Origin of the sequence: Pantoea sp. OVA07A (genome assembly GCF_019969975.1) — a bacterium.
Taxonomy (GTDB): Bacteria; Pseudomonadota; Gammaproteobacteria; order Enterobacterales; family Enterobacteriaceae; genus Pantoea; species Pantoea agglomerans.
Map to the genome: position 1 here is coordinate 540,409 of NZ_JAHXYM010000002.1, position 23,516 is coordinate 563,924.

Genomic DNA, 23,516 nt, shown 5'->3' on the forward strand with positions numbered 1-23,516 from the left:
TTTTGTGATGATGGGGGCTGTCATGCACAGATCGTGCATGACAGCACAAACCGGGGATTATTCGTCGTCGTATTGCGGGCCAGCGTAGTTGTCGAAGCGTGACCACTGACCGTTAAAGGTCAGGCGTACTGTACCGATCGGGCCGTTACGCTGTTTACCCAGAATGATCTCCGCGATCCCTTTAAGATCGCTGTTTTCGTGGTAAACCTCATCGCGATAGATAAACATGATCAAATCCGCATCCTGCTCGATCGAGCCCGATTCACGCAGATCCGAGTTGACCGGACGTTTATCGGCTCGCTGCTCCAGCGAGCGGTTAAGCTGCGACAGCGCTACAACCGGCACGTTCAGCTCTTTGGCCAGCGCTTTCAGCGAGCGGGAGATCTCAGCAATTTCCAGCGTACGGTTGTCCGACAGCGACGGCACGCGCATCAGCTGCAGATAGTCGATCATGATCATGCTTAATCCACCGTTTTCACGGTAGATACGCCGGGCGCGCGAACGCACTTCGGTGGGCGTCAGGCCGGAAGAGTCATCAATGTACATGTTCTTCTTCTCCAGCAGGATGCCCATGGTGCCGGAAATACGCGCCCAGTCCTCATCATCCAGCTGCCCGGTACGGATGCGGGTCTGATCGACGCGGGAGAGTGACGCCAGCATACGCATCATGATCTGCTCGCTGGGCATCTCCAGACTGAAGATCAGCACCGGTTTTTCCTGCAGCATGGCGGCGTTTTCGCACAGGTTCATCGCAAAGGTGGTTTTACCCATCGAAGGACGTGCGGCGACAATAATCAGATCAGAACCCTGCAGGCCCGCGGTCTTTTTATTCAGATCCTGATAGCCGGTATCGACGCCGGTGACGCCATCGTGCGGTGTCTGATAGAGCGATTCGATACGCGAAACGGTCGATTCCAGAATCTGCTCGATGTTTTTCGGACCAGCATCCTTATCCGCGCGCGCTTCCGCAATTTTAAAGACGTTCGACTCCGCGAAGTCGAGCAGCTCTTCGCTGTTACGCCCCTGCGGATCATAACCGGCATCGGCAATCTGGTTAGCGACGGCGATCATCTCACGCACCACCGCACGTTCGCGCACGATGTCAGCATAGGCGCCGATGTTCGCCGCGCTCGGGGTGTTTTTCGCCAGTTCCGCCAGATAGGCGAAGCCGCCCGCCATCTCCAGCTCGCCACGGGTTTCCAGCGATTCGGAGAGCGTAATCAGGTCAATAGGTTTGCTGTTTTCCAGCAGCCGCTGCATCTCTGAAAAAATCAGCCGATGCGAGCGGTTGAAAAAATCATTCGCGACGACGCGCTCAGAGACATTGTCCCAGCGCTCGTTATCCAGCATTAACCCACCGAGCACCGACTGCTCCGCTTCCAGCGAATGCGGGGGCATTTTCACGCCTGCGAGCTGGCGATCCTGCGTTTCGTTCGATTTGTTGGTGGGTTTATTTCCTGCCATAGTGAATGCATTACCGATCTTCTGTGGGGACGCGCAAGTATACCTTAGTTGGGGTGCGTGCCTCACCCTCATGATGAAACAATCACAGGAGTCAGAATGGCAAAGCGTATTCAGTTCAGCGCACATGGCGGCCCGGACGTTTTAGAGTGGACAGATTTTGAACCTGCTGACCCGGCCGAACATGAAGTGCAGGTAGAACATCGCGCTATCGGGATTAATTACATCGATACCTATGTTCGCAGCGGGCTTTATCCGGTCGCCGCTTTTCCCTCTGGCCTGGGTACAGAAGCCGCAGGCGTGGTGTCGCGGGTTGGACGTGGCGTGACATTATTTAAGCCCGGCGATCGCGTGGTCTACTGTCTGGCATCGATGGGGGCCTATAGCGAAGTGCACAACGTGGCGGAAGATCGCCTGATGCATCTCCCGGAGGCGATCAGCTTTGAGCAGGGCGCAGCCAGCTACCTGAAAGGGCTGACCACACAATATCTGCTGCGCCAGACCTATAAAATCAGCGCCGGTGAGACCTTCCTGTTTCATGCCGCAGCGGGCGGCGTCGGGTTAATTGCCTGTCAGTGGGCAAAAGCGCTGGGTGCCCATTTGATTGGCACAGTCGGGTCAGCAGAAAAGGCAGCGATGGCGAAGAAGGCCGGCGCCTGGGCGACGATTAACTACCGCGAAGAGAATATTGCGCAACGCGTCAGCGAACTGACCGACGGGAAAAAAGTGGGCGTAGTTTATGACTCCGTGGGCAAAGATACCTGGGAAGCATCGCTGGACTCATTGCGCCGTCATGGGCTGATGGTCAGTTTTGGCAATGCTTCGGGTCCGGTGACCGGGATAGATCTCGGCATTCTGAATAAGAAAGGCTCGCTGTTTGTGACCCGCCCTTCACTGTTTGGCTATATCACCAACCGCCAGGAGCTGGAAACCGCCAGTGCCGAGCTTTTCTCGCTGCTGGCGAGTGGCGCAATTAAAGTTGATGTACCGGAGCAGCAGAAGTTTGCGCTGAAAGAGGCCAGCAAAGCGCACCAGATGCTGGAGAGCCGCGCCACGCAGGGATCCTGTCTCTTAATTCCATAATAGTGAGCAACAAAAAGGGCCTCCCGCGGGAAGCCCTTCTCTTTTTTTTTTTTGTTCGCGCTGGTGTAGGGACAGCGGCGATGAATTCGTGTCGAGTCGATGGCACATCGATTTGACGACAGGCATCCTGCCAGAAAACATAAGTAAAAAATATGTTTAATTGCAGATCAGCCCTGACCAATCTCTCACACTGTGATCTTCACCGCATTTAGCGCCAGCCTTTGCGGTCTAACCTGTTGATCTTACGCCGCAGCTTGCGACGTGCTCGCTCATCGCTGTCGCCAAAAAAGGCACGATGCAGCCAGACCGCAATCACCGCCAGCACCAGCCACGGCAACACTTTAATAACAATTGCAAACAGCCCACCGACAAACATCACGATGGTTGCGACCACCAGTGCCGCCAGCACGCCTAACAGCGAAACGCCGGTCAGCAACAGCATCAGGAAAAACCCCAATACGAATAAAATTTCCACGTCAGCGCTCCTTTTTGAGATTGATTGTTATAGCTATTACAAAAAACGTGCCAACAGTTAACTCATTGATTTTATTCTGATAAGAGATAAACAGAAGAGCGCAACCTGGTGAGAAAAACCACATAGTGGCGTAAAAAAACCAGCAAACAGAGCTGGTTTTTTCGGGTTCAGATGAGGCGTCAGGCTTCCTGCGGGATTTTATCGGCGACCAGCGCAAGCGCCGCCTCCAGCACACGGACATCGGCACCGGGTTTGTGGGCATTTTCACTCAGGTGGCGTCGCCACTGGCGGGCGCCCGGAATCCCCTGGAACAGACCCAGCATATGGCGCGTGACATGTCCCAGATACGTCCCCTTTGCCAGTTCCGCTTCAATATAGGGATACATGGCGCGCACCACTTCAACCGGGTTCGCCGCCGGATGCTGACGACCAAACAATGTCTGATCGACCTGCGCCAGAATGCCGGGGTTTTGGTAGGCTTCACGTCCCATCATCACGCCGTCAAGGTGTTGCAGATGGGTCAGTGCCTCTTCCAGCGTTTTCACGCCGCCATTGAGGGCAATGGTCAGTTGCGGAAAATCGCGTTTCAGCTGATAGACGCGGGGATAATCCAGCGGTGGAATCTCGCGGTTCTCTTTCGGGCTGAGGCCGGAGAGCCAGGCTTTACGCGCATGAATGATAAATGTCTCACACTCACCGCGTCCCGCCACCGTGCCGATAAAATCGGTCAGGAATTCATAGCTGTCCAGCTCATCGATACCAATGCGGGTTTTCACCGTGACCGGAATTGAAACCACGTCGCGCATCGCTTTAACGGCATCTGCGACCAGATTCGCCTCGGCCATCAGGCAGGCGCCGAAACGGCCATTCTGCACCCGATCAGAGGGACAGCCGACATTAAGATTCACTTCATCGTAACCGCGCTGCTCTGCCAGCTTCGCGCACTGCGCCAGTGCCGCCGGATCGCTACCGCCAAGCTGCAACGCGACCGGATGCTCAGCCTCACTGTAAGCCAGGTAATCCCCTTTGCCATGAATGATTGCGCCCGTAGTCACCATTTCGGTGTAGAGCAGCGTGTCACCGGTCAACTGGCGATGAAAATAGCGACAGTGACGATCGGTCCAGTCGAGCATAGGGGCGATAGAGAAACGTTGCGAAGAGAAATTAGGCATGAAGCGCAGACAATCCGGTAATTAAGGGGTGATGGAATTCTGTGCAAGGATAACACAAGGGCGGGCGATAGTGCATCGCCCGCCCCCGAACAGTCTGATTAACGCGCTTAGAAGTTAAAGCCCAGCTGCATCATCGCGCCCCAGGTGTTGTTAGCACCTACAGAGCCCGCCAGATCCAGATGGACGGCTTTGTTAAACGGTGACAGACCAAAACCGGCCGTAGCGACATTTTCGTCGTTAGAACGCATGTCCGCACGATAACCTGCACGCAGCTGCAGCCAGTCAAGTACGCGGTATTCCGCGCCCACTGCCGCATATTGGCTGTTATCCTGAGTTTTGAAGCGTTTGGTTTCAGTCAGATCCACATCGCCCGTCACGGTAAACGGACCTTTATCCCAGGCCAGACCGGTGGTGACCAGCGGGCGAATCTGGTAGGTGTCGCGGAAACCATTGACCTCTTTGGTCTGCAGATCGCGTGAAACCAGGTTCTGTCCGGTTACACCCAGCGTCCAGTTTTCAGCAAAGGTGGTCGCCAGACCGGCATCAACGTTAAAGCCGGTGTCGGTGCTGCGATACTGGCTGTTATTGATGTCACTTTTGTCGTAGCTGTAAATGCTGGCGGTGTAGTTATAGAGCCAGGTTTTCTGCACTTTCGGTGTGACGCCTACCGATACTGGCTGACCAGCGATGGTGAACTCATGCGCCACCGCAACACCATAATCGGTGACCAGCGCCGCTAAGCCATTCGCGCTGGAGCGCAGGTTATTTTGATCGCCAGGACGAGGAAACGCCCCGTTTTCTATACTGCGCAGGTAGTCAATATCACTCTGTACCACGTTAGCGCGGACGTGCGCTGTCCCGTAGGCTTTGGTGATAAAGGCGAAAGGCAGAGTGTCGTTAGGGATGGTAACGGCAACAGCCGCGCCGGCAGAACCGTCTGCTTTGTTACCGCGCAAATCGCTTAGCTTATTTGCCACATCACCTGAGGCCGCGCGCAATTCAGAGTTAGCACGGAAGAAATCCGCTGGTGTGAGGTTACCCAGCACCGTGCGATAGCGATCAACGGTGTCCGTAATATCATCGACTTTATCGATCAGCTTATCTTTGTCGGTGACCTGAATACCGGCTGAAGGGAAAATAATGCTGACGCTATCGTCGGGTTTGGCGCGCGTCATTAATGCCGGGTTCGCCAGCACTGCGGAGCCATAAAGAGAAGATGCTACGCCGGTGCCGCCCATGGCGTCATTACGTGCATCATACCAGGTCCCTGCCGCCATGGCGGAAGAAGAAAGGAAAAGCGCGGTCGTTACAGCTGTGTAGATTAGCGCTGAACGTTGAGCGGATTTTTTCACCATTTGCCTGCCATCACCTGAGAAATTGTCATTGAAACATTCAATGACTGAATAGTTTGTTAGCCCTATTGTGAACCCTGGCTAACGCGTTATTGCTGTGAATTCAAAGGAAACAGTGTCTTAATTCAAAGGATTGGACGTTTTCCAATCAAAAAACCGTTGTAATTGTTCAAACTGCATTGGGATATTTCAAATAATGCCAGACTTTTCTTAAGTCTTTCTGAACATTACTTCTTAACTCAGTGAGATGCAAAGCAAAATGCCAACAAATTCCGCTTCAGGTGGATTCAGAATGGATCTGATTTGTCGTCAGATTTGAGATAGAAGACGGCTTAAATTCTGAATGTGCTGCTTTATCAGGCAAATGATGCTGTTTTTTCAGACGAAAACCAACCTCAGCGCCGCGAAACTATGTGTGATAAAATAACATCACTTATCCAGCGGAGAATTTTCATGACAAACATGACGTCGCAGCAAATTTTGATTCAGGCCGAAAAGATGTGCCTGCAGCGCGGTGTGCGTCTGACTTCGCAGCGTGCTGAAGTGTTGCGCCTGATGGCCGAGCAGCCTGGCTCGATCAGCGCCTACGATCTGCTGGATCAACTCCGGGTCAGCGAGCCACAGGCCAAGCCACCCACGGTTTACCGGGCGCTCGATTTCCTGCTGGAGCAGGGTTTCATTCATCGGGTGGAATCCAACAACAGCTACGTCATGTGTCACCATTTTGAGGCACCAGCACATACATCGGTGATGCTGGTCTGTGACCGCTGTGCCGCCGTTACAGAGAAGCAGGCGCAGGGCGTAGAGAAGATTATTGCTGGTCTGGCAGGTGAAGCGCAGTTTGCATTACGCCACAGCGTGATTGAAGCGCATGGTTTATGTGAAAATTGTGCTGCGGTTGCAGCCTGTACGCACCATGAAAGCTGCGAGCATGACCATCAGGATGAGGGTAAAAAGCGGGGGAAACGCGGGTAATCGGCACATCCTTGTGCGGTTCCGGTGAGGGCCCACCGGAACGCATTCAGCTGATTATCAAGCTATTGTCTGATTACCAGCGGTGATCTTTGTTCTGACCTTCCCAGGCGGTTACTTCGCGCTCGGCTTCATCTTTGGTAGAGCCGTAACGCTCCTGGATTTTGCCGACCAGCTGATCGCGTTTACCTTCGATAACCTGCATATCATCGTCGGTCAGCTTGCCCCATTTCTCTTTCATTTTGCCTTTGAACTGCTTCCAGTTGCCGCTTGCTTCGTCTTTATTCATGGCAGACCTCCAATCCTCGGGTTTTAATGATTATCTTGCTACTTAACAAAATAACGATACAAAGCGCTGGTTAACTGCGCTGCATAGAGTTAATTGTAGTAGCCAATTTATTAACCGTGGAATAATACAGAATAATCCGTATCGGCTTGCGTGCAGCCACGGCTGACTCAGGCATCGAACCAGCTGTTCTGACGCCAGTGCTTACGCCAGATGAGCCACAGCGACAGGCCGCGCAGCGCCAGGAAAACCGTGACTGCCAGCCAAAGACCATGGTTACCCAGCACCGGTACGCTAAGCAGCGTCAGAAAATAGCCGGCTGCCGCTACTACCATGCTGTTACGCATCTCGCGCCCGCGCGTCGCTCCGATGAACATGCCATCCAGCAGATAACACCAGACGCCGATCAGCGGCATTATTATCTGCCAGACCAGATAGCGGTCCGCTGTCTGCTGAAGTGACTGAAGAGAGGTCAGCAGAGTAACGATCTGCGGGCCAAAAATGGCATAGATCAGCGAGAAGAACAGCGCCACCACTACCGCCTGCCGACAGGCAGAGTGCCAGACGCGCAGGAGCTTGCTGCCATCTTTTGCACCATGCGCCTCACCCGCAAAAGCTTCAACCGCATAGGCAAAGCCATCCAGCGCGTAGGCAGTAAAAGTGATGAACATCAGTAATACTGCGTTAACCGCCACCACATCCGGACCCAGCCGGGCACCCAGTACGGTCAGCGAGGCGAAACAGAGCTGCAGCATCAGAGAGCGCAGCATGATGTCCCGGTTCAGTCGCAGCAGCCGGCCGCTGTCACCGCGCCAGCTCTGCTTCAGCAGACTAAGCGTAATTCCGCGCAGTTTTAACACCCGCCAGACCATGATGCTGCCGACAACCAGCGTAATGTATTCCGCCAGCGCCGTGGCGGTTGCCGCCCCCGCGACACCCCAGTGCAGCCCCATCACCAGCCAGAGATCGAGCACGATGTTAACCAGGTTGCCCACCACCAGCAGGATCACCGGCGCGCGCGCATACTGCACGCCCAGCAGCCAGCCCAGAATGACCAGGTTTGCCAGCGTGGCAGGCGCACTGAGCCAGCGAATCTGAATAAACAGTGCAGCCTGTTCAAGTACATCGGGATTGCCGCCAACCAGATGGGTCGACAGCTGAATAATCGGATAACGCAAAGCGATGAACAGTACGCCCGCCAGCAGCGCAATGATCAGCGGCTGAGTCAGCGCGCGTGCCAGCGCCATTTTATCGCCAGCGCCAAATGCCTGCGCCGTAAGGCCAGTGGTACTCATTCGAAGGAAAAGCAGCAGCATAAAGAGGAAGCTGGTCACTGTAGTCCCGACCGCAACCCCGCCAAGATAGACAGGGCTGTCGAGATGACCAATTACTGCAGTATCGACCACTCCCAGTAAGGGAACGGTGATATTTGAAAGGATCATCGGCAGCGCAAGCCGCCAGAGATTTTTATCGGTTGCCGTAATAAAGCGCATTCGCCGTTCCGTGCTCAGTGTCGCTGCGCAAAAGAGGCAGCGACAAAATTAGGGCAGACAGAATAGCATCAGAGAAGGCGAATGCACGCTGGCAGAAGAATCAGAGCCACTCGCCGTTGCGCACCACGCCAACAGCCAGACCTTCTATGGTCAGTGACTGCGCACGGGTATCGACAACAATCGGGTCAAAATCGCTGTTTTCCGGCAGCAGATGCACGATAGCACCCTGCTTTTTCCAGCGCTTAACGGTGACTTCATCATCAATGCGGGCAACCACAACCTGGCCGTTACGCACATCCTGGGTTTTATGCACCGCGAGCAGGTCGCCATCCATAATCCCGATATCTTTCATCGACATTCCGCTGACGCGCAGCAGGAAGTCAGCAGACGGCTTAAACAGGCCCGGATCGACCTTGTAGTGGGTTTCGATATGTTCCTGCGCCATGATCGGCTCACCGGCAGCAACCCGGCCAATCAGCGGTAGCCCTTCTGAGGCTTCTTCTTCCATTAACAGTCGAATGCCGCGCGATGCACCGGAAACGATCTCGATGACGCCTTTGCGCGCCAGCGCTTTCAGATGCTCTTCTGCCGCGTTCGGCGAACGGAAGCCCAGCTGCGCGGCGATCTCGGCACGCGTAGGCGGCATGCCCGTTGAAGAAATATGGTCGCGAATCAGGTCATAGACCTGCTGCTGCCTGCTGGTTAATGCTTTCATCCCGCCCCCTGGTTGTTTATACAGTCGCTGTGAGTATATACAGGTATTGGTGAAATGGAAACCGATTGTCAGGGAAAACGCGCCCTCAGACGCGTTATGGAAGGCTTATCGCAAATGTGTCCAGAGCAGCGCGATCCAGACGAAGAGTGCCAGTAAGATGCTGATCAGCACTGCCGCCGAGCCCATGTCTTTTGCCCGGCCCGCCAGCGGATGATGCTCCTGACCGATGCGGTCGACCACTGCTTCAATGGCGCTATTGAGGATTTCAACAATGACCACCAGCACCACCGCCCCAATCATGAGGATGCGGGAGACCACATCGACATCCAGCCAGCACGCGATAACAATAGCGGCCAGCGCAGCCAGCGCTTCCTGCCGAAACGCCGCTTCATGTTGCCAGGCGGCACGCAGTCCCTGCCATGAGTAACCTGCAGCTTTTACTATTCTGATAAGTCCGGTGGCATTATTTGCCATGATGTGGGAACCCTTTCATCGGATTGACGTCAATGTCTGGGCTGCGTGCAATTGGCACCACCACAGATCTTCGCTGCGCTTTCTGGTATGCTTGCGGCGCTTTGCTAACAAGAGGCTTCATGTTGTCTATGTCAGGTTGGCGTAAACTCTATTACAAACTGCTTAATTTACCACTGTCGTTTTTGGTAAAAAGTAAGGCCATTCCGGCCGATCCCGTGTCTGAACATGGTCTGGATCCGACCCGACCTATTATGTATGTTTTGCCTTACGATTCGAAGGCCGACTTACTGACTTTACGCGCACAGTGTCTGCGGCATCACCTGCCCGACCCGCTCACTCCGCTGGAGATTGATGGTTCTCTGCTGCCGCGCCACGTCTTTATCCACAATGGCCCTCGCGTCTTCCCCTATTTTGTGCCCAGCGTTGAATCCGTGAAAATTTTTCACGATTACCTGGACCTGCATCGCAATAACCCTAAGCTGGATATTCAGATGCTGCCGGTCACGGTGATGTTTGGCCGCGCACCAGGACGTGAAGTCCAGGGCGAAGCAACGCCACACCTGCGGGTGCTGAACGGGGTGCAGAAGTTCTTTGCCGTTATCTGGCACGGGCGCGACAGTTTTGTCCGCTTCTCGCCGACTGTGTCGCTGCGCCGCATGGCAACTGAACACGGTACGGATCAGTCGATCGCCCAGAAGCTGGCTCGCGTGGCGCGCATTCATTTTGCCCGCCAGCGGCTGGCGGCGATTGGCCCGCGCTTGCCGGCGCGTCAGGACCTGTTTAATCGTCTGCTGCAATCCAAAGCGATTGAAAAAGCCGTAGAGGATGAAGCTCGCAGCAAAAAAATCTCCCATGAGAAAGCGCAGCAGAACGCCGTCGAAATGATGGAGGAGATTGCGGCAAACTTCTCCTATGAAGCCATCCGCGTAACTGATCGCGTGATGGGCTGGCTCTGGAGTCGGCTCTATCAGGGCATCAACGTCAATGGCGGCGAAAAAGTCCGCCAGCTGGCGCAGGATGGCCACGAGATTGTCTATGTGCCGTGCCATCGCAGCCACATGGATTATCTGCTGCTCTCCTATGTGCTCTATCATCAGGGTCTGGTGCCGCCGCACATCGCAGCCGGGATCAATCTCAACTTCTGGCCAGCCGGCCCGATTTTCCGTCGCCTGGGCGCTTTCTTTATTCGTCGTACCTTTAAAGGCAACAAGCTCTACGCCACGGTATTCCGCGAATATCTCGGCGAGCTGTTCACCCGCGGCTATTCGGTTGAGTACTTTGTCGAAGGAGGCCGTTCACGAACCGGTCGCCTGCTGGACCCTAAAACCGGCACCTTAGCCATGACGCTGCAGGCGATGCTGCGTGGCGGAAATCGCCCCATCACGCTGGTGCCGATCTATATCGGCTATGAGCACGTGATGGAAGTGGGCACTTACGCTAAAGAACTGCGCGGCGCGGCGAAAGAGAAAGAGGGCTTCATGCAGATGGTGCGCGGCTTACGCAAGCTGCGCAATCTCGGTCAGGGTTACGTGAACTTTGGCGAACCCCTGCCGCTGGTCAACTATCTCAATAAGCGGGTGCCGGAATGGCGCGATGCCATCGATCCGATTGAGCCGCAGCGTCCCAGTTGGTTAACCCCAACCGTCAACGATATTGCTGCCAGCCTGATGGTGCGTATCAATGAAGCGGGCGCGGCTAACGCCATGAACCTCTGTGTCACCGCCCTGCTGGCGTCACGTCAGCGCTCACTAACCCGTGAACAGCTGATTGAACAACTGGAGTGCTATACCCAGTTGCTGCGCAACGTGCCTTACTCGCCAAATGCGACCGTACCCGATCTTTCAGCGGAAGCGCTGCTGGATCACGCCATGGGTATGAATAAGTTTGAGAGTGAAAAGGACAGCATTGGCGACATCATCATTCTGCCGCGAGAGCAGGCGGTGCTGATGACCTACTATCGCAACAATATTCATCATATGCTGGTGATGCCGTCGCTGATTGCCGCCATTGTTCAGCAGCATCAGACGCTGAGCGAAGCAGAACTGCTGCGTCAGGTGAGCCTGATCTACCCGATGCTGAAGAGTGAGCTGTTCCTGCGCTGGCAGACCGATGAGCTGCCGCAACTGCTGACCGAACTGAGTCAGGAGCTGGCGCGTCAGGGCCTGATTACGTTCGAAGCCGGTGAATTACGCTTTTCCTCAGCGCGCTATCGCACGCTACAACTGCTGGCCGCCGGTGTGCGTGAAACGCTGCAGCGTTATGCCATTACGTTCTCCATTCTCAGCGCCAAGCCGACGATTAACCGCGGCACGCTGGAGAAAGAGAGCCGGACGCTGGCACAGCGTCTGTCGGTGCTGCACGGTATCAATGCCCCGGAATTCTTCGACAAAGCGGTCTTTACCTCACTGGTCCTGACCCTGCGCGATGAAGGTTATATCAGCGACAGCGGTGATGCCGATGTTGCGCAGACCCTGGCGACCTGGCATATGCTGGCAGACCTGGTCACCAGCGATGTCCGTATGACGATTGAAACCGCTGTGGCGCACGACTGACCCCAGCGCGCATAGTAAAAAGGCGACCTCATGAGGTCGCCTTTTTTATAGGCCAGGTCTGGTCCGATTCGCTGTAAGACGGTGCCTGCTCAGGGAACATGGTCAGATCGGAAAGACGCAAAAGCGTCATCCCTGACTGCTCGGCCCGCGCCGTCCCTGCCGCGGGACGCTTTCCTCTTCTGCCCATGTTCCCTGCGCGTTGAGCTCATCCATTGCTGCCAGATTCATCCTCATCAGGTTTCGCGACCTCCCGGATCGCCTTTTTATGTCTGGAAACTCTCTATCAGAACAGCTGGCTGAACGGCGGGGTGTTCATCAGCACACCGAGGAACAGCACCATTCCGACATAGTTGTTATTGAGAAAAGCCTGGAAACAGGGTTGCCGCTCGCGTCCGGCGATCAGCTTCTGTTGATAAACAAACAGCGCGGCGGCCAGCAAGAGCGTCCAGTAGAAGGCGCTGTTCAGATGCAGCATGAGGCCAACCAGCGCCATCAGTAGCAGCGTCGCCAGTTGCAGCAGACCAATGATCAGCTTGTCGAAACGGCCAAAGAGAATCGCGGTCGACTTCACGCCAATCTTCAGGTCATCATCCCGATCCACCATCGCATACTGAGTGTCATAGGCGACTGTCCAGCAGATGTTGGCGATGAATACCAGCCAGCAGACCAGAGGTAAGGACTCACTAACTGCGGACCATGCCATGGGAATGGCCCAGCCAAAGGCGGCACCCAGCACTACCTGCGGCAGGTGGGTATAACGCTTCATAAAGGGATAGACCCAGGCCAGCGCCAGCCCCACCACTGAGAGCATAATCGTCATCATGTTCATGGTCAGCACCAGCGCAAAAGCCGCCAGAGCCAGGATCACGAACAGCAGCTTAGCCTCTTTTGCACTCACCGCGCCGCTGGCCAGTGGCCGATGCTTCGTGCGTTCGACATGACCGTCTACTTTGCGATCGGCGTAGTCATTGATCACACAACCAGCTGCACGCATCACGATGACACCGGCAACAAACACCGCCAGCACCGGCAGCGGCGGGATCGCCATGTCAGCCAGCCATAATGCCCAGAGCGTTGGCCACATCAGCAGCAGCGTACCGATCGGCTTATCGATACGCATCAGGCGCGTGTAGGCCCGCCATTTATTTATACTTAAGCTATTTTGCACCACAGGATCCTCAGACCAGATCGCGATAGAGCGGCGATGCCGGTAAAAATAGTTCAGTCAGCAGCAGCGGTTTGCCGGAGAGACGCAGGCGTGAACGTCGTCCCCACAATCCCTCCACCTGCCCCGGCTCAATAAAATCGCGGGTCAGCGTTGAAGAGGAGAAGAGATAGCGACCCAGCGGCCGGGTGCCCAGCTGCTGCAGCATCGCTTCTGGCCCGTTAAGGGTGCTTTCCGGCACCAGCGTACGGCCAGCCAGCCAGGGCTGATCGTCGCCGAACAGCAACACTTCACGCAGCCAGAAGCGTTGATCGTCTGGCAACAAGCCCTTTTCATCACCCAACTCGCTGGCGTCGATAAAGCCTTCACGCAGCGGCTGAACCGTGACCCGCTGACAATGTTGTTCAAAACGGCGCGTCATTGAATCCTCCTCCATCAGCCAGTCGAGCAATGGCGGCGCAAGGGTTGCCTGCAACGGAGAAAGCCAGTTGAGCGCACGTAATAAGCTGAGCGCGTCTTGCGACATAGCACCACTCCCAATAATTTTCAGGACGCTAGTTTAGCGCAGAGACGCGATGCGAACACCTGCCGTCATGACAGACGGCAGGGAGATTACTCGCGTTTCAGGCGGTTGCTGTTTGCCAGCCACAGAGTGATTACCAGAATCAGAATCGCCGCAGAGTAACAGAGCGTATCGAAGGGATTTTTATGGTCGACGATAATCAGGCGGATAATTGCCGTGATACCGATATAGACAAAATAGCGCAGCGGAAAGTGATATCCCGACTGAAAGTACTTAACAATCAACGCAATAAATTCGAAGTAGAGGAAATAAATGACAATCCCCTCAATCAACAGATAGGAGGATGACTGCTCGCTGGTGTTAAACAGCACGTTTGCCAGATGGATAGTTTCTTTGCCTAAAAAGACGATCAGGATGATCGCCAGACTCAGCAGACCCAGATTCAGCACCCATTGCAGTACCGTTGCAAGGTGGCGGGCCAAAGGATTTTTGTCACTCATGTTGCGCCTTAAAAAAGGAGTTGTTAGCGCGCGGTATCATGCGCGAGTGTGACGCAAATCACAATAACTCCTCAGGCCTCCACATCAACACAGAGCGCATCGTAACGCCAGTATTCACAGTCGCAATCAATCACCTCTTTTTGCTGGTTGCGATTGATGCGGGTGATCAACAAACCGGGGCTGCCCGGTGCCACATTCAGCATGGGTGCGGCGACCTCCGGCAGCGGGCCGGGCAGGATGGTGAAGCGCGCGCCGCCGTAACGAATGCCGTAGCGCTGGTCATAGAGATCGGTCAGTGAGCGGGTCAAATCTTCATCAAGCAGACCAGGAAAAAAACGCGGATTGAGGTAGTGTTCAACATAGAGCACCGCGCGCCCGTCGATGCGCCGCAGGCGGCGGATGCAGTAAACCGACGAACCGGAGGCCAGCCGCAGCGCTGTCGCCACGCTGTCGTGTGCCGCGACCTGTTCGGCGGCGATGACCTCGGTAGCCGCCTGCCGTCCCTGCTCCATTGCCATGGCATGAAAGTGGCTGTGATGCAGCGGGTTATAGATCAGCCGCGGCGGTGCGATAAACCAGCCGCGACGCAGTTCCCGGTAGATCATCCCCTGGGCTTCCAGCTTGCCCAATGCTTCCCGAAGGGTAATCCGGGTCGTGCTGAACGCTTCGCTTAAGGCACGCTCCGCCGGCAGTCGCCCGGCGCTGAACTCTCCGGCCTGAATACGCGTCAGCAGGACGCTGGCGATCGCATCCGCCGTTTTGAGTGCTATCGACTCCACAACAGTAGCCTCATTTTGGTGCGACTCCGCACTCTTACTGTTCAGGTAAACGCGCCTGTGACAGGCGAACGGGTCACATCTTTCATCGCCCATCCCCCGCACAGCGCCGCCCTGTCATAAATCGTTCATATACAGGGGCTACATTGGCTCGGTTCTTGCTGGACTAGACCAGTCAGGCCCATCAACTTACACCCGGAGCAACTGAGATGAAAGCGTTTATCGCCTCTGTAGTAGCCAGTGCTGTAGTGCTCACCCTGCCCGTTGCGCAGGCCGCCGATAACGACCTTGCCGCACTGGAAAAAGCGGCACGCAGTGAAGGCCAGGTCAACAGCGTCGGGATGCCGGATAGCTGGGCTAACTGGAAAGATACCTGGAACGACATCAGCAGCAAATATGGCCTTAAGCACAGCGATACCGATATGTCATCGGCGCAGGAGCTGGCGAAATTCGATGCAGAAAAAGAGAACGCCAGCGCTGACATCGGTGACGTGGGTGCCGCCTTTGGCCCGATCGCTGTCGCTAAAGGTGTGACCCAGCCCTATAAACCCACTCACTGGGATCAGATTCCGGCCTGGGCTAAAGATAAAGATGGCCACTGGGCGCTGGCCTATACCGGCACCATCGCCTTTCTGATCGACAAGCAGCAGGTTAAAGATATCCCCCATAGCTGGGCCGATCTGAAAAAAGGTAAGTATGTGGTTACTATCGGTGACGTCGGCGTGGCAGCTCAGGCGGCCAACGGCGTACTGGCGGCAAACTACGCCTTAGGTGGCGATGAGAAGAACCTGAAACCGGCGCTGGCTTTCTTTGCCGATCTGGCTAAACAGGGTCGTCTTGGCGTTACCGATCCGGTGATTGCCAATATCGAAAAAGGCGAAGTGCAGATGGCGGTGGTGTGGGACTTTAACGCCCTTAACTACCGGGACCAGATCGACAAAAACCGCTACGAAGTGGTTATCCCGTCTGATGGCTCCGTGACCTCCGGCTACACCACCGTCATCAACAAATATGCGAAACACCCTAACGCCGCAAAATTAGCGCGCGAATATATCTTCTCAGACCAGGGACAGATCAATCTGGCGAAGGGCTATGCCCGTCCGATTCGTGCCGAGCATCTGACGCTGCCAGCGGACGTTCAGGCTCGCCTGCTGCCGCAATCTGAATATAAAAATGCCCGTCCGGTGAAGGATCAGGCTGCCTGGGATAAATCGTCGAAAATGCTGCCGCGCCTGTGGCAGGAAAACGTCATCATCAACATGCAGCAGTAATTCGCGGCAGGGAGAACGGAATGAAGACCATCCTGGTAGTGCTGGACGGCCTGAGCAATCAGGTCGCACAACATGCAATGGGTTACCTGCATGCCGAATGTTCGCAGGGCAACGGGTTTTATTACCGTATGACCTGTGAATTACCCTCGCTGTCACGCCCGCTTTATGAGTGCATTCTGACCGGTGTTCCGCCGGTCAGAAGCGGCATTATTCATAATGGCGTCAGCCGGTTAAGCCGCGAGCGTAGCATCTTTCACTTTGCGCGAGCGGCGGGACTGACGACTGCGGCGGCGGCCTACCACTGGGTGAGTGAGCTTTATAACCGAACGCCGTTCGTTCCGGCGCGCGATCGTCACACTGACGCGCCGGACCTGCCCATTCAGTATGGCCATTTTTATTCTGACGATAGCTATCCCGACTCGCATCTGTTTGAAGATGCAGAAAGCCTGCGGCTGCGTCACGATCCCGATTTTCTGCTAATCCACCCGATGAATATCGACGATGCCGGTCATAAATCGGGCCTCTCCTCGCCACAGTACCGCAACCGGGCACGCATCGCCGACGGCCTGCTGTCGCAGTGGATGCCCTTGTGGCTGGCTGAGGACTATCAGGTGATGGTGACCGCCGATCACGGCATGAATGACGATCGCTCCCACGGCGGCATTCTGCCGGAAGAGACCACGGTGCCGCTGTTTGTCTTTGGCCGGGCTTTCTCGCTGCAGCCTGACCTGGCACCGCAGCAGACCGATCTGTGCGGCACGCTGTGTGAACTGCTTGAGGTGGCGCATGACAAGCCGGTCTGTCGCGGCCTGCTGGCGGAGTCGAAGAGATGAGAGGAAAAGGAGTCGCGCTGCTGCTGCTGTTACCGTTCACCCTGTTCTGGGTCGCCTTTCAGCTGGCACCGCTGTTGTGGATCGCCATTAACAGCTTCTGGAGTGAGATGAACAGCCAGTGGGGCTGGGATAACTATCAGGACATTCTCACCTCGCCCTTCTACCAGCAGGCGTTTCGTTTTTCGCTGGATATCTCACTCTGGTCAAGCGTCTACGGCTTACTGATTGCACTGGTCACCGGCTATTCACTGCATCAGCTCGGCGGCGGGCGACTGCAGCGCTTTCTCATCGCTTTTACCAATATGACCAGCAACTTTGCGGGTGTCCCGCTGGCGTTTGCCTTTGTGATTCTGCTGGGGCTGAACGGCTGCCTGACATTGCTGTTGCGCCATTATGGTCTGGTTGAGAGCTTCAGACTCTTCTCGCGCAACGGCATGGTGCTGGTCTACACCTGGTTCCAGATCCCGCTGGGCGTGCTGCTGCTCTACCCGGCGTTCGACGGGCTGAAAAAAGAGTGGCAGGAGTCCGCTGCGCTGCTGGGTGCCAGCCGCTGGCACTACTGGTGGCATATCGGCCTGCCGATTCTGTTTCCGGCGCTGCTCGGGACCTTTGTGATCCTGCTGGCAAATGCACTGGGCGCTTACGCCACGATTTATGCCCTGACCACGGGTAATTTCAACGTGGTGCCGGTGCGCATTGCCGCGCTGGTCTCCGGCGATATCTCGCTGGATCCCAACACCGGTAGTGCGCTGGCGATGCTGCTGGTGGCGATTATGGCGCTGATCACCCTGGTGCAGCAATATCTGGTGCGCCGTAGCTATCTCAATGCGAAACAGCCATGAAAGGAGCCGCCATGTCACGTGCTGAGCACCTCTATCACCGGATAATGGTCGGGTTACTCTTTACCCTGCTGGCACTGCCTTTACTGGCCACACTGCTTTATGCACTGTCGTCCGACTGGAGTAACACCATTCTGCCACAGGGCTATAGCCTGAAGTGGTTCATCCAGCTCTGGAGCGACCCGCGATTTCTGACGGCGCTGAGCCATTCGCTGCTGATTTGCCTGGGTGCGCTGCTGTTCTCGCTGGTGCTGGTGCTGCCTGCCATGTTTGTAATCGCTTACTATTTTCCTCGATTGGATGCGGTGATGAACGTCCTGATCCTGATGCCTTTCGCCGTGCCGCCGGTGGTGTCGTCAGTGGGATTACTGCAACTCTACTCTTCGTCACCGCTGATGCTGACCGGCACGCCGTGGATCTTAATCGGCTGTTATTTCACTATCGCGTTGCCCTTTATCTACCGGGCGCTGGCGAACAATATGCAGGCGATCAACCTCAAAGAGCTGATTGATGCCGCGCAGTTGCTGGGTGCCAGTACCTGGCAGGCGGCGCTGTGGGTCGTGCTGCCCAACCTGCGCAAAGGGATGCTGATTGCCGTGCTGCTCTCTTTCTCCTTCCTGATTGGCGAATTTGTCTTCGCTAACCTGCTGGTCGGCAACCGCTATGAAACCCTGCAGGTTTACCTCTTCAACATGCGTAACGGCAGCGGTCATTTCACCAGCGCGCTGGTGATCTCCTACTTCTTTGTGGTGCTGCTGGTTACCTGGCTGGCCAACGCCCTGAATCCCGAACGAGGCTGAATATGAGTTACCTTGAGGTCAGAGAGCTGAACAAGTCCTATGGACCCACGCCCATTTTTGAGCAGATCGATTTCAGCGCCGCTGAAGGGGAATTTGTCACCCTGCTCGGCCCCAGCGGCTGCGGTAAATCGACGCTGCTGCGTTGTCTGGCGGGATTAACCGGCGTCGACAGCGGTGAAATCAGGCTGGAGGGCAAAGATATCGTGCCGCTGGCCCCGCAGAAGCGCGCCATCGGTATGGTGTTCCAGAGCTATGCGCTGTTTCCCAACATGACGGTAGAGAAGAACGTCGCATTTGGCCTGAAGATGCAGAAACTGCCCGAAGCGCAGATTCGCCAGCGGGTGCTGGAGGTGCTGGAGCTGGTTGAACTCAATGATTATGCGCGCCGTTATCCGCACCAGTTGTCAGGCGGGCAGTGCCAGCGCGTGGCACTGGCTCGTTCGCTGGTGACGCGTCCGCGTCTGCTGCTGCTGGATGAACCGCTGTCAGCGCTGGATGCGCGTATTCGCCGCCATCTGCGCGATCAAATCCGGCGCATCCAGCGCGAGCTGAATCTCACCACCCTGTTCGTCACCCACGATCAGGAGGAGGCGCTGACGCTCTCCGATCGTATCGTGCTGATGAACCGGGGCAAAATCGTGCAGAATGGCGATGCCGAAGCGCTCTATACCCAACCGGTCGATCTCTTCGCCGCCGGATTTATTGGCAACTACAACCTGCTGAGCGCTGAGCAGGCGACGCGACTGACCGGTCAGCCTTTCCACAGCCAGGTGGCCATTCGCCCGGAATCAATGCTGTTCACCGCGCCGGGCCAGGGCATTCCTGCGGAAATCCTCAGCCACAGCCTGCTGGGCAACGTGATCCGCTATCGTATCCGGGCGCATGATGTGGAACTTTCGGTTGATGTGCTTAACCGATCGGCGGCGGATTTGCATCCCGCTGGCAGGAAGATTGGTCTACAATTGGAGATGTCGACTTTGCGCCAGGTGGCTTAAAACACAGGAAAAAATCACGCATAGCACGGCAATCCCCTTCACAGATTGCTCTCTTCCGTCAGGCTGGCAGTCTGTGCTTTGAGCCTGACATTCGAGGAGCGACACCACGTGTTAACCCTGCTTAATTTACTCTCTGCGGTGGCCCTGCTGGTCTGGGGCACGCATATCGTACGAACCGGCATCATGCGGGTTTACGGTGCCGATCTGCGCCGCGTCCTGAGCCGCAGCATAGAAAAAAAACCGATGGCGTTTCTGGCGGGCATTGGCGTGACCACGCTGGTGCAGAGCAGCAACGCCACCACGCTGCTGGTGACCTCTTTTGTGGCGCAGAATCTGGTCAGCCTGACGCCCGCGCTGGTGGTGATTCTTGGCGCGGATGTCGGCACCGCGATTATGGCGCGTATCCTGACATTTGATCTCTCCTGGCTCTCACCGCTGTTTATCTTCTTTGGCGTGGTGTTCTTCCTCAGCCGCAAGCAGACCCGTGCGGGTCAGTTAGGCCGGGCCAGTATCGGCCTGGGCCTGATATTGCTGGCGCTGCAGCTGATTGTCGAAGCGGCTCGCCCGATTACCCAGGCCGCCGGTGTCCAGGTGCTTTTCTCCAGCCTGACCGGCGACGTGATGCTCGATGCGCTGCTGGGGGCGGTATTTGCCATCATCAGTTACTCCAGCCTGGCCGCGGTGCTGATCACCGCGACGCTCACCGCCACCGGCGTGATTTCGTTTAAGGTGGCGCTCTGTCTGGTGATTGGTGCCAATCTCGGTAGCGGCCTGCTGGCGATGATCAACGCCAGCGGCTCGAATGCCGCGGGCAAGCGCGTGGCGCTCGGCAGCCTGCTGTTCAAGCTGATCGGCTGTGTGTTCATCCTGCCGTTTGTCGATATTGTGGCGGAGTGGCTGGATAAGCTGCCGGTCAACGATGAAGAGTTAGTGATTTTCTTCCATGTGTTTTACAACCTGATCCGCTGCGTGGCGATGGTGCCGTTTGCTGACCTGATGGCGCGCCTCTGTCGCCGTATGATCGCCGACGACGTGGATAACGCCCTGCACCTCAAGCCGAAGCACCTCGATCGCAGCGCGCTGGATACGCCGGCGCTGGCGCTGGTGAATGCCGCCCGCGAAGCGTTGCGCATGGGCGACGTGCTGGAGCAGATGCTGGAGGCGTTTAATAAGGTGGTACATGGCGAATCCCGCGAGGAACGCACGGTGCGCAGGCTGGATGATGATGTCGATGTGCTCTATACCGCCATCAAACTCTATCTGGCGCGGATGCCAAAAGAGGACCTCCCCGAAGAGGACTCGCGTCGCTGGGGCGAAATCATTGAAATGTCGCTTAATCTGGAGCAGGCCGGGGACATCATCGAGCGGATGAGCGGCGATGTCGCTGACAAATCGCTGGCAGCGGGCCGCGCGTTCTCTGCCGAGGGATTAAAAGAGCTGCAGGAGCTGCATGAGCTGCTGATCGCTAACCTCAGAATGAGCCTGTCGGTGTTTCTGTCACACGATATCACCAGTGCTAAACGTCTGCGCCGCGCTAAACATCGCTTCCGTCTGATGATCCGCCGCTACTCTCATGCGCATGTTGACCGCCTGCACCAGAAGAACGTGCAGAGTATTGAGACCAGTTCGCTGCATCTCGGTTTACTGGGCGACATGAAGCGCCTGAATTCACTGTTTTGTAGTGTGGCCTACACGGTGCTGGAACAGCCCGACGATGAACGTGACTATGAATAAAACTGAGCGGAGTGAATAACCTGCCGCGCCGGAGCGGCGATCGTCCGGCGCGGCAGCAGTGAGATGCGGCGCAGTGCAATAATGCGCCGCCACTGTTACTTCTTCTTAATCGGCTTTCCTGACCAGTAACCCGCCAGCAGTGAACCTGACAGGTTGTGCCAAACCGAGAACAGCGCGCCTGGCAATGCCGCCAGCGGTGAGAAGTAGAGTTTGCCCAGCGTCGCCGCCAGACCGGAATTTTGCATGCCGACCTCCAGCGCCAGGGTACGGCAGGTTGACTCATCGAAGCCAAACAGCTTACCGCCCCAGTAGCCGCCAAGCAGGCCAATCGCGTTATGCAGGATCACCGCCGCGATCACCATCAGACCCACCGATCCAATAAAGGCCTGACTGCCCGCCACCACCGCACTGATGATCAGCAGAATACAGACCATCGAAAACGCAGGCAGCCAGGGTTCCACCCGGCGAACCACGCTGTTCATGCTGTGATGAATGATCAGTCCCAGGGAGATGGGGATCACGACGATCTTCACGATGCTCAGCAGCATGCCAGCCACATCAACCTGAATGTGGGTATCAACATAAAAGCGGGTTAACAGCGGCGTGGCGAATACACCCACCAGCGCAGAGACTGACGAGATCGTCACCGACAGCGCCACATCCCCCTTCGCCAGATAGATCATGACGTTGCTGGCGGTGCCGCTGGCAACTGAGCCGACCAGAATCATACCGGCAGCCAGATCGGGCGGCATATGAAACAGTTTTGCCAGTCCCCAGGCGGCTAACGGCATCACCAGATAGTGCAGAAAGGTTCCGGCAATCACCGGCGCAGGTCGGGTCAGGACCCGTTTAAAATCGTCGATATTCAGGGTCACACCCATGCCGAACATAATCAGCATCAGCAGATAAGTGACCCAGGGTCCGATGCCGAGAAACGTACCTGGAGAGTAATAAGCGGCGACAGACAACAGCACGGCCCAGAGCGGGAACAGGCGGGTTAACGTGGCGAGCATAGCCAGACTTCCTTATAAGAATGTTATGTTTTATGCAGATTTGCCATAGAGAGTCATCATGCAGGAACGACTGCCGTGACGAAGGCGGGATCATAACATTTCATTATCATGGCGTAAGGCGAAGATGGGGCGAGGCGGCAAAATGCGGATCGACTGCTGCCGATCCGCTGCATATCGAAGAAATTACGCTGCTTTTTCCTCTAAACCGCGGTAGATCAAACCACCAATCACGGCACCGATAATCGGCATTAACCAGAACATCCACAGCTGAGAGATCGCCCAGTCACCCTGGAACAGGGCTGCCGCGGTGCTGCGTGCCGGGTTAACCGAGGTATTGGTTACCGGAATGCTGATCAGGTGGATCAGGGTTAACGCCAGGCCGATCGCAATAGGTGCAAAGCCTTTCGGCGCGCGTTCGCTGGTGGCACCCATAATCACAATCAGGAAGATAGCGGTCATCACCCCTTCGGCGATCATACCTGACTGCAGGCTGAAGCCGCCCGGCGAGTGTTCACCGTAGCCATTCGCCGCAAAGCCGCTGGCCGCTGCACTGAAGTCGCCTTTACCGCTGGCGATCAGATAGAGCACCGCGCCAGCGGCAATGCCGCCAGCCAGTTGCGCGATGATGTAAGGGATAGCCTGAGACGCGGGAAAACGTCCGCCTGCCACTAATCCCAGGGTCACCGCCGGGTTAAAGTGCCCGCCTGAGATGTGACCGACCGCATACGCCATGACCAGCACGCTCAGCCCGAAAGCCAGCGCCACGCCCATGAAGCCAATGCCCAGCTCCGGGAACGCAGCTGACAGCACGGCACTACCACAACCGCCGGCCACCAGTACGAAGGTACCCAGCGCCTCTGCGACTAACCTTTTCATGATATTTCCTAAATTTGGGTGAATTGATTCAGCGGCGGGATTATAAATCTGCGGAAAGGGAGCGCAATGCAGGTGCACGAAATGCGCAGAGAAAGGGATTGCCATTTGGCAATAACAGGCTGTAACTTTCTGTATTAATGGGATTTATCGGAAGTC

The 23,516-nt window shown here is 56.0% G+C and carries 23 protein-coding genes; 9 read left to right on the top strand and 14 right to left on the bottom strand.

The window, feature by feature from the left end:
• Nucleotides 1–57: 57 nt before the first annotated feature.
• Nucleotides 58–1,464 carry a replicative DNA helicase gene (dnaB, locus tag LC417_RS10950; protein WP_010252197.1) on the bottom strand — a complete coding sequence of 469 codons (1,407 nt, stop codon included), beginning with the start codon at nucleotides 1,462–1,464 and terminating at the stop codon, nucleotides 58–60.
• 96 nt (nucleotides 1,465–1,560) lie between these two features.
• Between dnaB and LC417_RS10955 the strand changes: the two genes are divergently transcribed.
• On the top strand, nucleotides 1,561–2,544 hold the full coding sequence (locus LC417_RS10955) for a quinone oxidoreductase (protein WP_010252198.1): 984 nt from the start codon (nucleotides 1,561–1,563) through the stop codon (nucleotides 2,542–2,544).
• 208 nt (nucleotides 2,545–2,752) lie between these two features.
• Here LC417_RS10955 and pspG read toward each other — a convergent pair whose 3' ends face one another.
• The 3 genes from pspG to LC417_RS10970 form a co-directional block, all read right to left on the bottom strand.
• Nucleotides 2,753–3,019, bottom strand: a complete 267-nt coding sequence (gene pspG, locus LC417_RS10960) for an envelope stress response protein PspG (protein WP_010252199.1) — start codon at nucleotides 3,017–3,019, stop codon at nucleotides 2,753–2,755.
• 179 nt (nucleotides 3,020–3,198) lie between these two features.
• Nucleotides 3,199–4,191 (bottom strand): tRNA dihydrouridine(20/20a) synthase DusA, encoded by a 993-nt coding sequence (gene dusA / locus LC417_RS10965; RefSeq protein WP_010252200.1) that lies wholly within the window; start codon nucleotides 4,189–4,191, stop codon nucleotides 3,199–3,201.
• Between the two features lie 107 nt (nucleotides 4,192–4,298).
• The gene (locus LC417_RS10970) at nucleotides 4,299–5,546 is read right to left on the bottom strand and encodes a conjugal transfer protein TraF (RefSeq protein WP_033759530.1); all 1,248 of its coding nucleotides are present in this window, start codon (nucleotides 5,544–5,546) and stop codon (nucleotides 4,299–4,301) included.
• Between the two features lie 450 nt (nucleotides 5,547–5,996).
• On the opposite strand from LC417_RS10970, the gene zur reads away from it, so the two are divergent.
• A complete protein-coding gene (zur, locus tag LC417_RS10975; RefSeq protein ID WP_033759528.1) occupies nucleotides 5,997–6,518 on the top strand; it encodes a zinc uptake transcriptional repressor Zur in 522 nt (173 codons plus the stop codon).
• Between the two features lie 73 nt (nucleotides 6,519–6,591).
• Here the strand turns inward: zur and LC417_RS10980 are convergent, their stop codons facing one another.
• The 4 genes from LC417_RS10980 to LC417_RS10995 all read right to left on the bottom strand — a co-directional run bounded on the left by LC417_RS10980 (nucleotide 6,592) and on the right by LC417_RS10995 (nucleotide 9,483).
• The gene (locus LC417_RS10980; RefSeq protein ID WP_010672212.1) at nucleotides 6,592–6,804 is read right to left on the bottom strand and encodes a CsbD family protein; all 213 of its coding nucleotides are present in this window, start codon (nucleotides 6,802–6,804) and stop codon (nucleotides 6,592–6,594) included.
• A gap of 167 nt (nucleotides 6,805–6,971) precedes the next feature.
• Nucleotides 6,972–8,294 carry an MATE family efflux transporter DinF gene (gene dinF, locus LC417_RS10985; RefSeq protein ID WP_191921565.1) on the bottom strand — a complete coding sequence of 441 codons (1,323 nt, stop codon included), beginning with the start codon at nucleotides 8,292–8,294 and terminating at the stop codon, nucleotides 6,972–6,974.
• A 100-nt stretch (nucleotides 8,295–8,394) separates the two neighbouring features.
• On the bottom strand, nucleotides 8,395–9,009 hold the full coding sequence (gene lexA, locus LC417_RS10990) for a transcriptional repressor LexA (protein ID WP_010252231.1): 615 nt from the start codon (nucleotides 9,007–9,009) through the stop codon (nucleotides 8,395–8,397).
• A gap of 105 nt (nucleotides 9,010–9,114) precedes the next feature.
• Nucleotides 9,115–9,483: a diacylglycerol kinase gene (locus LC417_RS10995; protein WP_010252234.1), complete on the bottom strand. Its 369-nt coding sequence runs from the start codon at nucleotides 9,481–9,483 to the stop codon at nucleotides 9,115–9,117.
• Between the two features lie 128 nt (nucleotides 9,484–9,611).
• Between LC417_RS10995 and plsB the strand changes: the two genes are divergently transcribed.
• On the top strand, nucleotides 9,612–12,035 hold the full coding sequence (gene plsB / locus LC417_RS11000; protein WP_010672210.1) for a glycerol-3-phosphate 1-O-acyltransferase PlsB: 2,424 nt from the start codon (nucleotides 9,612–9,614) through the stop codon (nucleotides 12,033–12,035).
• A gap of 283 nt (nucleotides 12,036–12,318) precedes the next feature.
• Here plsB and ubiA read toward each other — a convergent pair whose 3' ends face one another.
• From ubiA to LC417_RS11020, 4 genes are all read right to left on the bottom strand, one after another.
• Nucleotides 12,319–13,203: a 4-hydroxybenzoate octaprenyltransferase gene (gene ubiA, locus LC417_RS11005; RefSeq protein WP_022625214.1), complete on the bottom strand. Its 885-nt coding sequence runs from the start codon at nucleotides 13,201–13,203 to the stop codon at nucleotides 12,319–12,321.
• 10 nt (nucleotides 13,204–13,213) lie between these two features.
• On the bottom strand, nucleotides 13,214–13,726 hold the full coding sequence (gene ubiC / locus LC417_RS11010; protein WP_223565830.1) for a chorismate lyase: 513 nt from the start codon (nucleotides 13,724–13,726) through the stop codon (nucleotides 13,214–13,216).
• 86 nt (nucleotides 13,727–13,812) lie between these two features.
• Nucleotides 13,813–14,223 carry a phosphate-starvation-inducible protein PsiE gene (gene psiE / locus LC417_RS11015; protein ID WP_010252246.1) on the bottom strand — a complete coding sequence of 137 codons (411 nt, stop codon included), beginning with the start codon at nucleotides 14,221–14,223 and terminating at the stop codon, nucleotides 13,813–13,815.
• A 71-nt stretch (nucleotides 14,224–14,294) separates the two neighbouring features.
• Nucleotides 14,295–15,002 carry a UTRA domain-containing protein gene (locus LC417_RS11020; RefSeq protein ID WP_022625213.1) on the bottom strand — a complete coding sequence of 236 codons (708 nt, stop codon included), beginning with the start codon at nucleotides 15,000–15,002 and terminating at the stop codon, nucleotides 14,295–14,297.
• Nucleotides 15,003–15,208: 206 nt separating this feature from the next.
• Between LC417_RS11020 and LC417_RS11025 the strand changes: the two genes are divergently transcribed.
• From LC417_RS11025 to LC417_RS11050, 6 genes are all read left to right on the top strand, one after another.
• Nucleotides 15,209–16,270, top strand: coding sequence for an ABC transporter substrate-binding protein (locus LC417_RS11025; protein WP_022625212.1), 1,062 nt, complete (start codon nucleotides 15,209–15,211; stop codon nucleotides 16,268–16,270).
• A 20-nt stretch (nucleotides 16,271–16,290) separates the two neighbouring features.
• Nucleotides 16,291–17,103 carry an alkaline phosphatase family protein gene (locus LC417_RS11030; RefSeq protein WP_223565831.1) on the top strand — a complete coding sequence of 271 codons (813 nt, stop codon included), beginning with the start codon at nucleotides 16,291–16,293 and terminating at the stop codon, nucleotides 17,101–17,103.
• A complete protein-coding gene (locus tag LC417_RS11035) occupies nucleotides 17,100–17,945 on the top strand; it encodes an ABC transporter permease subunit (protein ID WP_010252254.1) in 846 nt (281 codons plus the stop codon). The genes LC417_RS11030 and LC417_RS11035 overlap by 4 nt, the downstream gene beginning before the upstream one ends.
• A gap of 11 nt (nucleotides 17,946–17,956) precedes the next feature.
• Nucleotides 17,957–18,742 (top strand): ABC transporter permease, encoded by a 786-nt coding sequence (locus tag LC417_RS11040; protein WP_010672205.1) that lies wholly within the window; start codon nucleotides 17,957–17,959, stop codon nucleotides 18,740–18,742.
• 2 nt (nucleotides 18,743–18,744) lie between these two features.
• Complete coding sequence (locus LC417_RS11045; RefSeq protein ID WP_010252646.1) at nucleotides 18,745–19,737, top strand: ABC transporter ATP-binding protein; 993 nt, start codon at nucleotides 18,745–18,747, stop codon at nucleotides 19,735–19,737.
• A gap of 108 nt (nucleotides 19,738–19,845) precedes the next feature.
• Nucleotides 19,846–21,471 (top strand): Na/Pi cotransporter family protein, encoded by a 1,626-nt coding sequence (locus LC417_RS11050; RefSeq protein WP_010672204.1) that lies wholly within the window; start codon nucleotides 19,846–19,848, stop codon nucleotides 21,469–21,471.
• Between the two features lie 95 nt (nucleotides 21,472–21,566).
• Here LC417_RS11050 and panS read toward each other — a convergent pair whose 3' ends face one another.
• Nucleotides 21,567–22,484: a ketopantoate/pantoate/pantothenate transporter PanS gene (gene panS / locus LC417_RS11055; RefSeq protein WP_010252655.1), complete on the bottom strand. Its 918-nt coding sequence runs from the start codon at nucleotides 22,482–22,484 to the stop codon at nucleotides 21,567–21,569.
• 183 nt (nucleotides 22,485–22,667) lie between these two features.
• Nucleotides 22,668–23,360 carry an aquaporin Z gene (gene aqpZ / locus LC417_RS11060; protein ID WP_010672203.1) on the bottom strand — a complete coding sequence of 231 codons (693 nt, stop codon included), beginning with the start codon at nucleotides 23,358–23,360 and terminating at the stop codon, nucleotides 22,668–22,670.
• Between the last annotated feature and the right edge of the window lie 156 nt (nucleotides 23,361–23,516).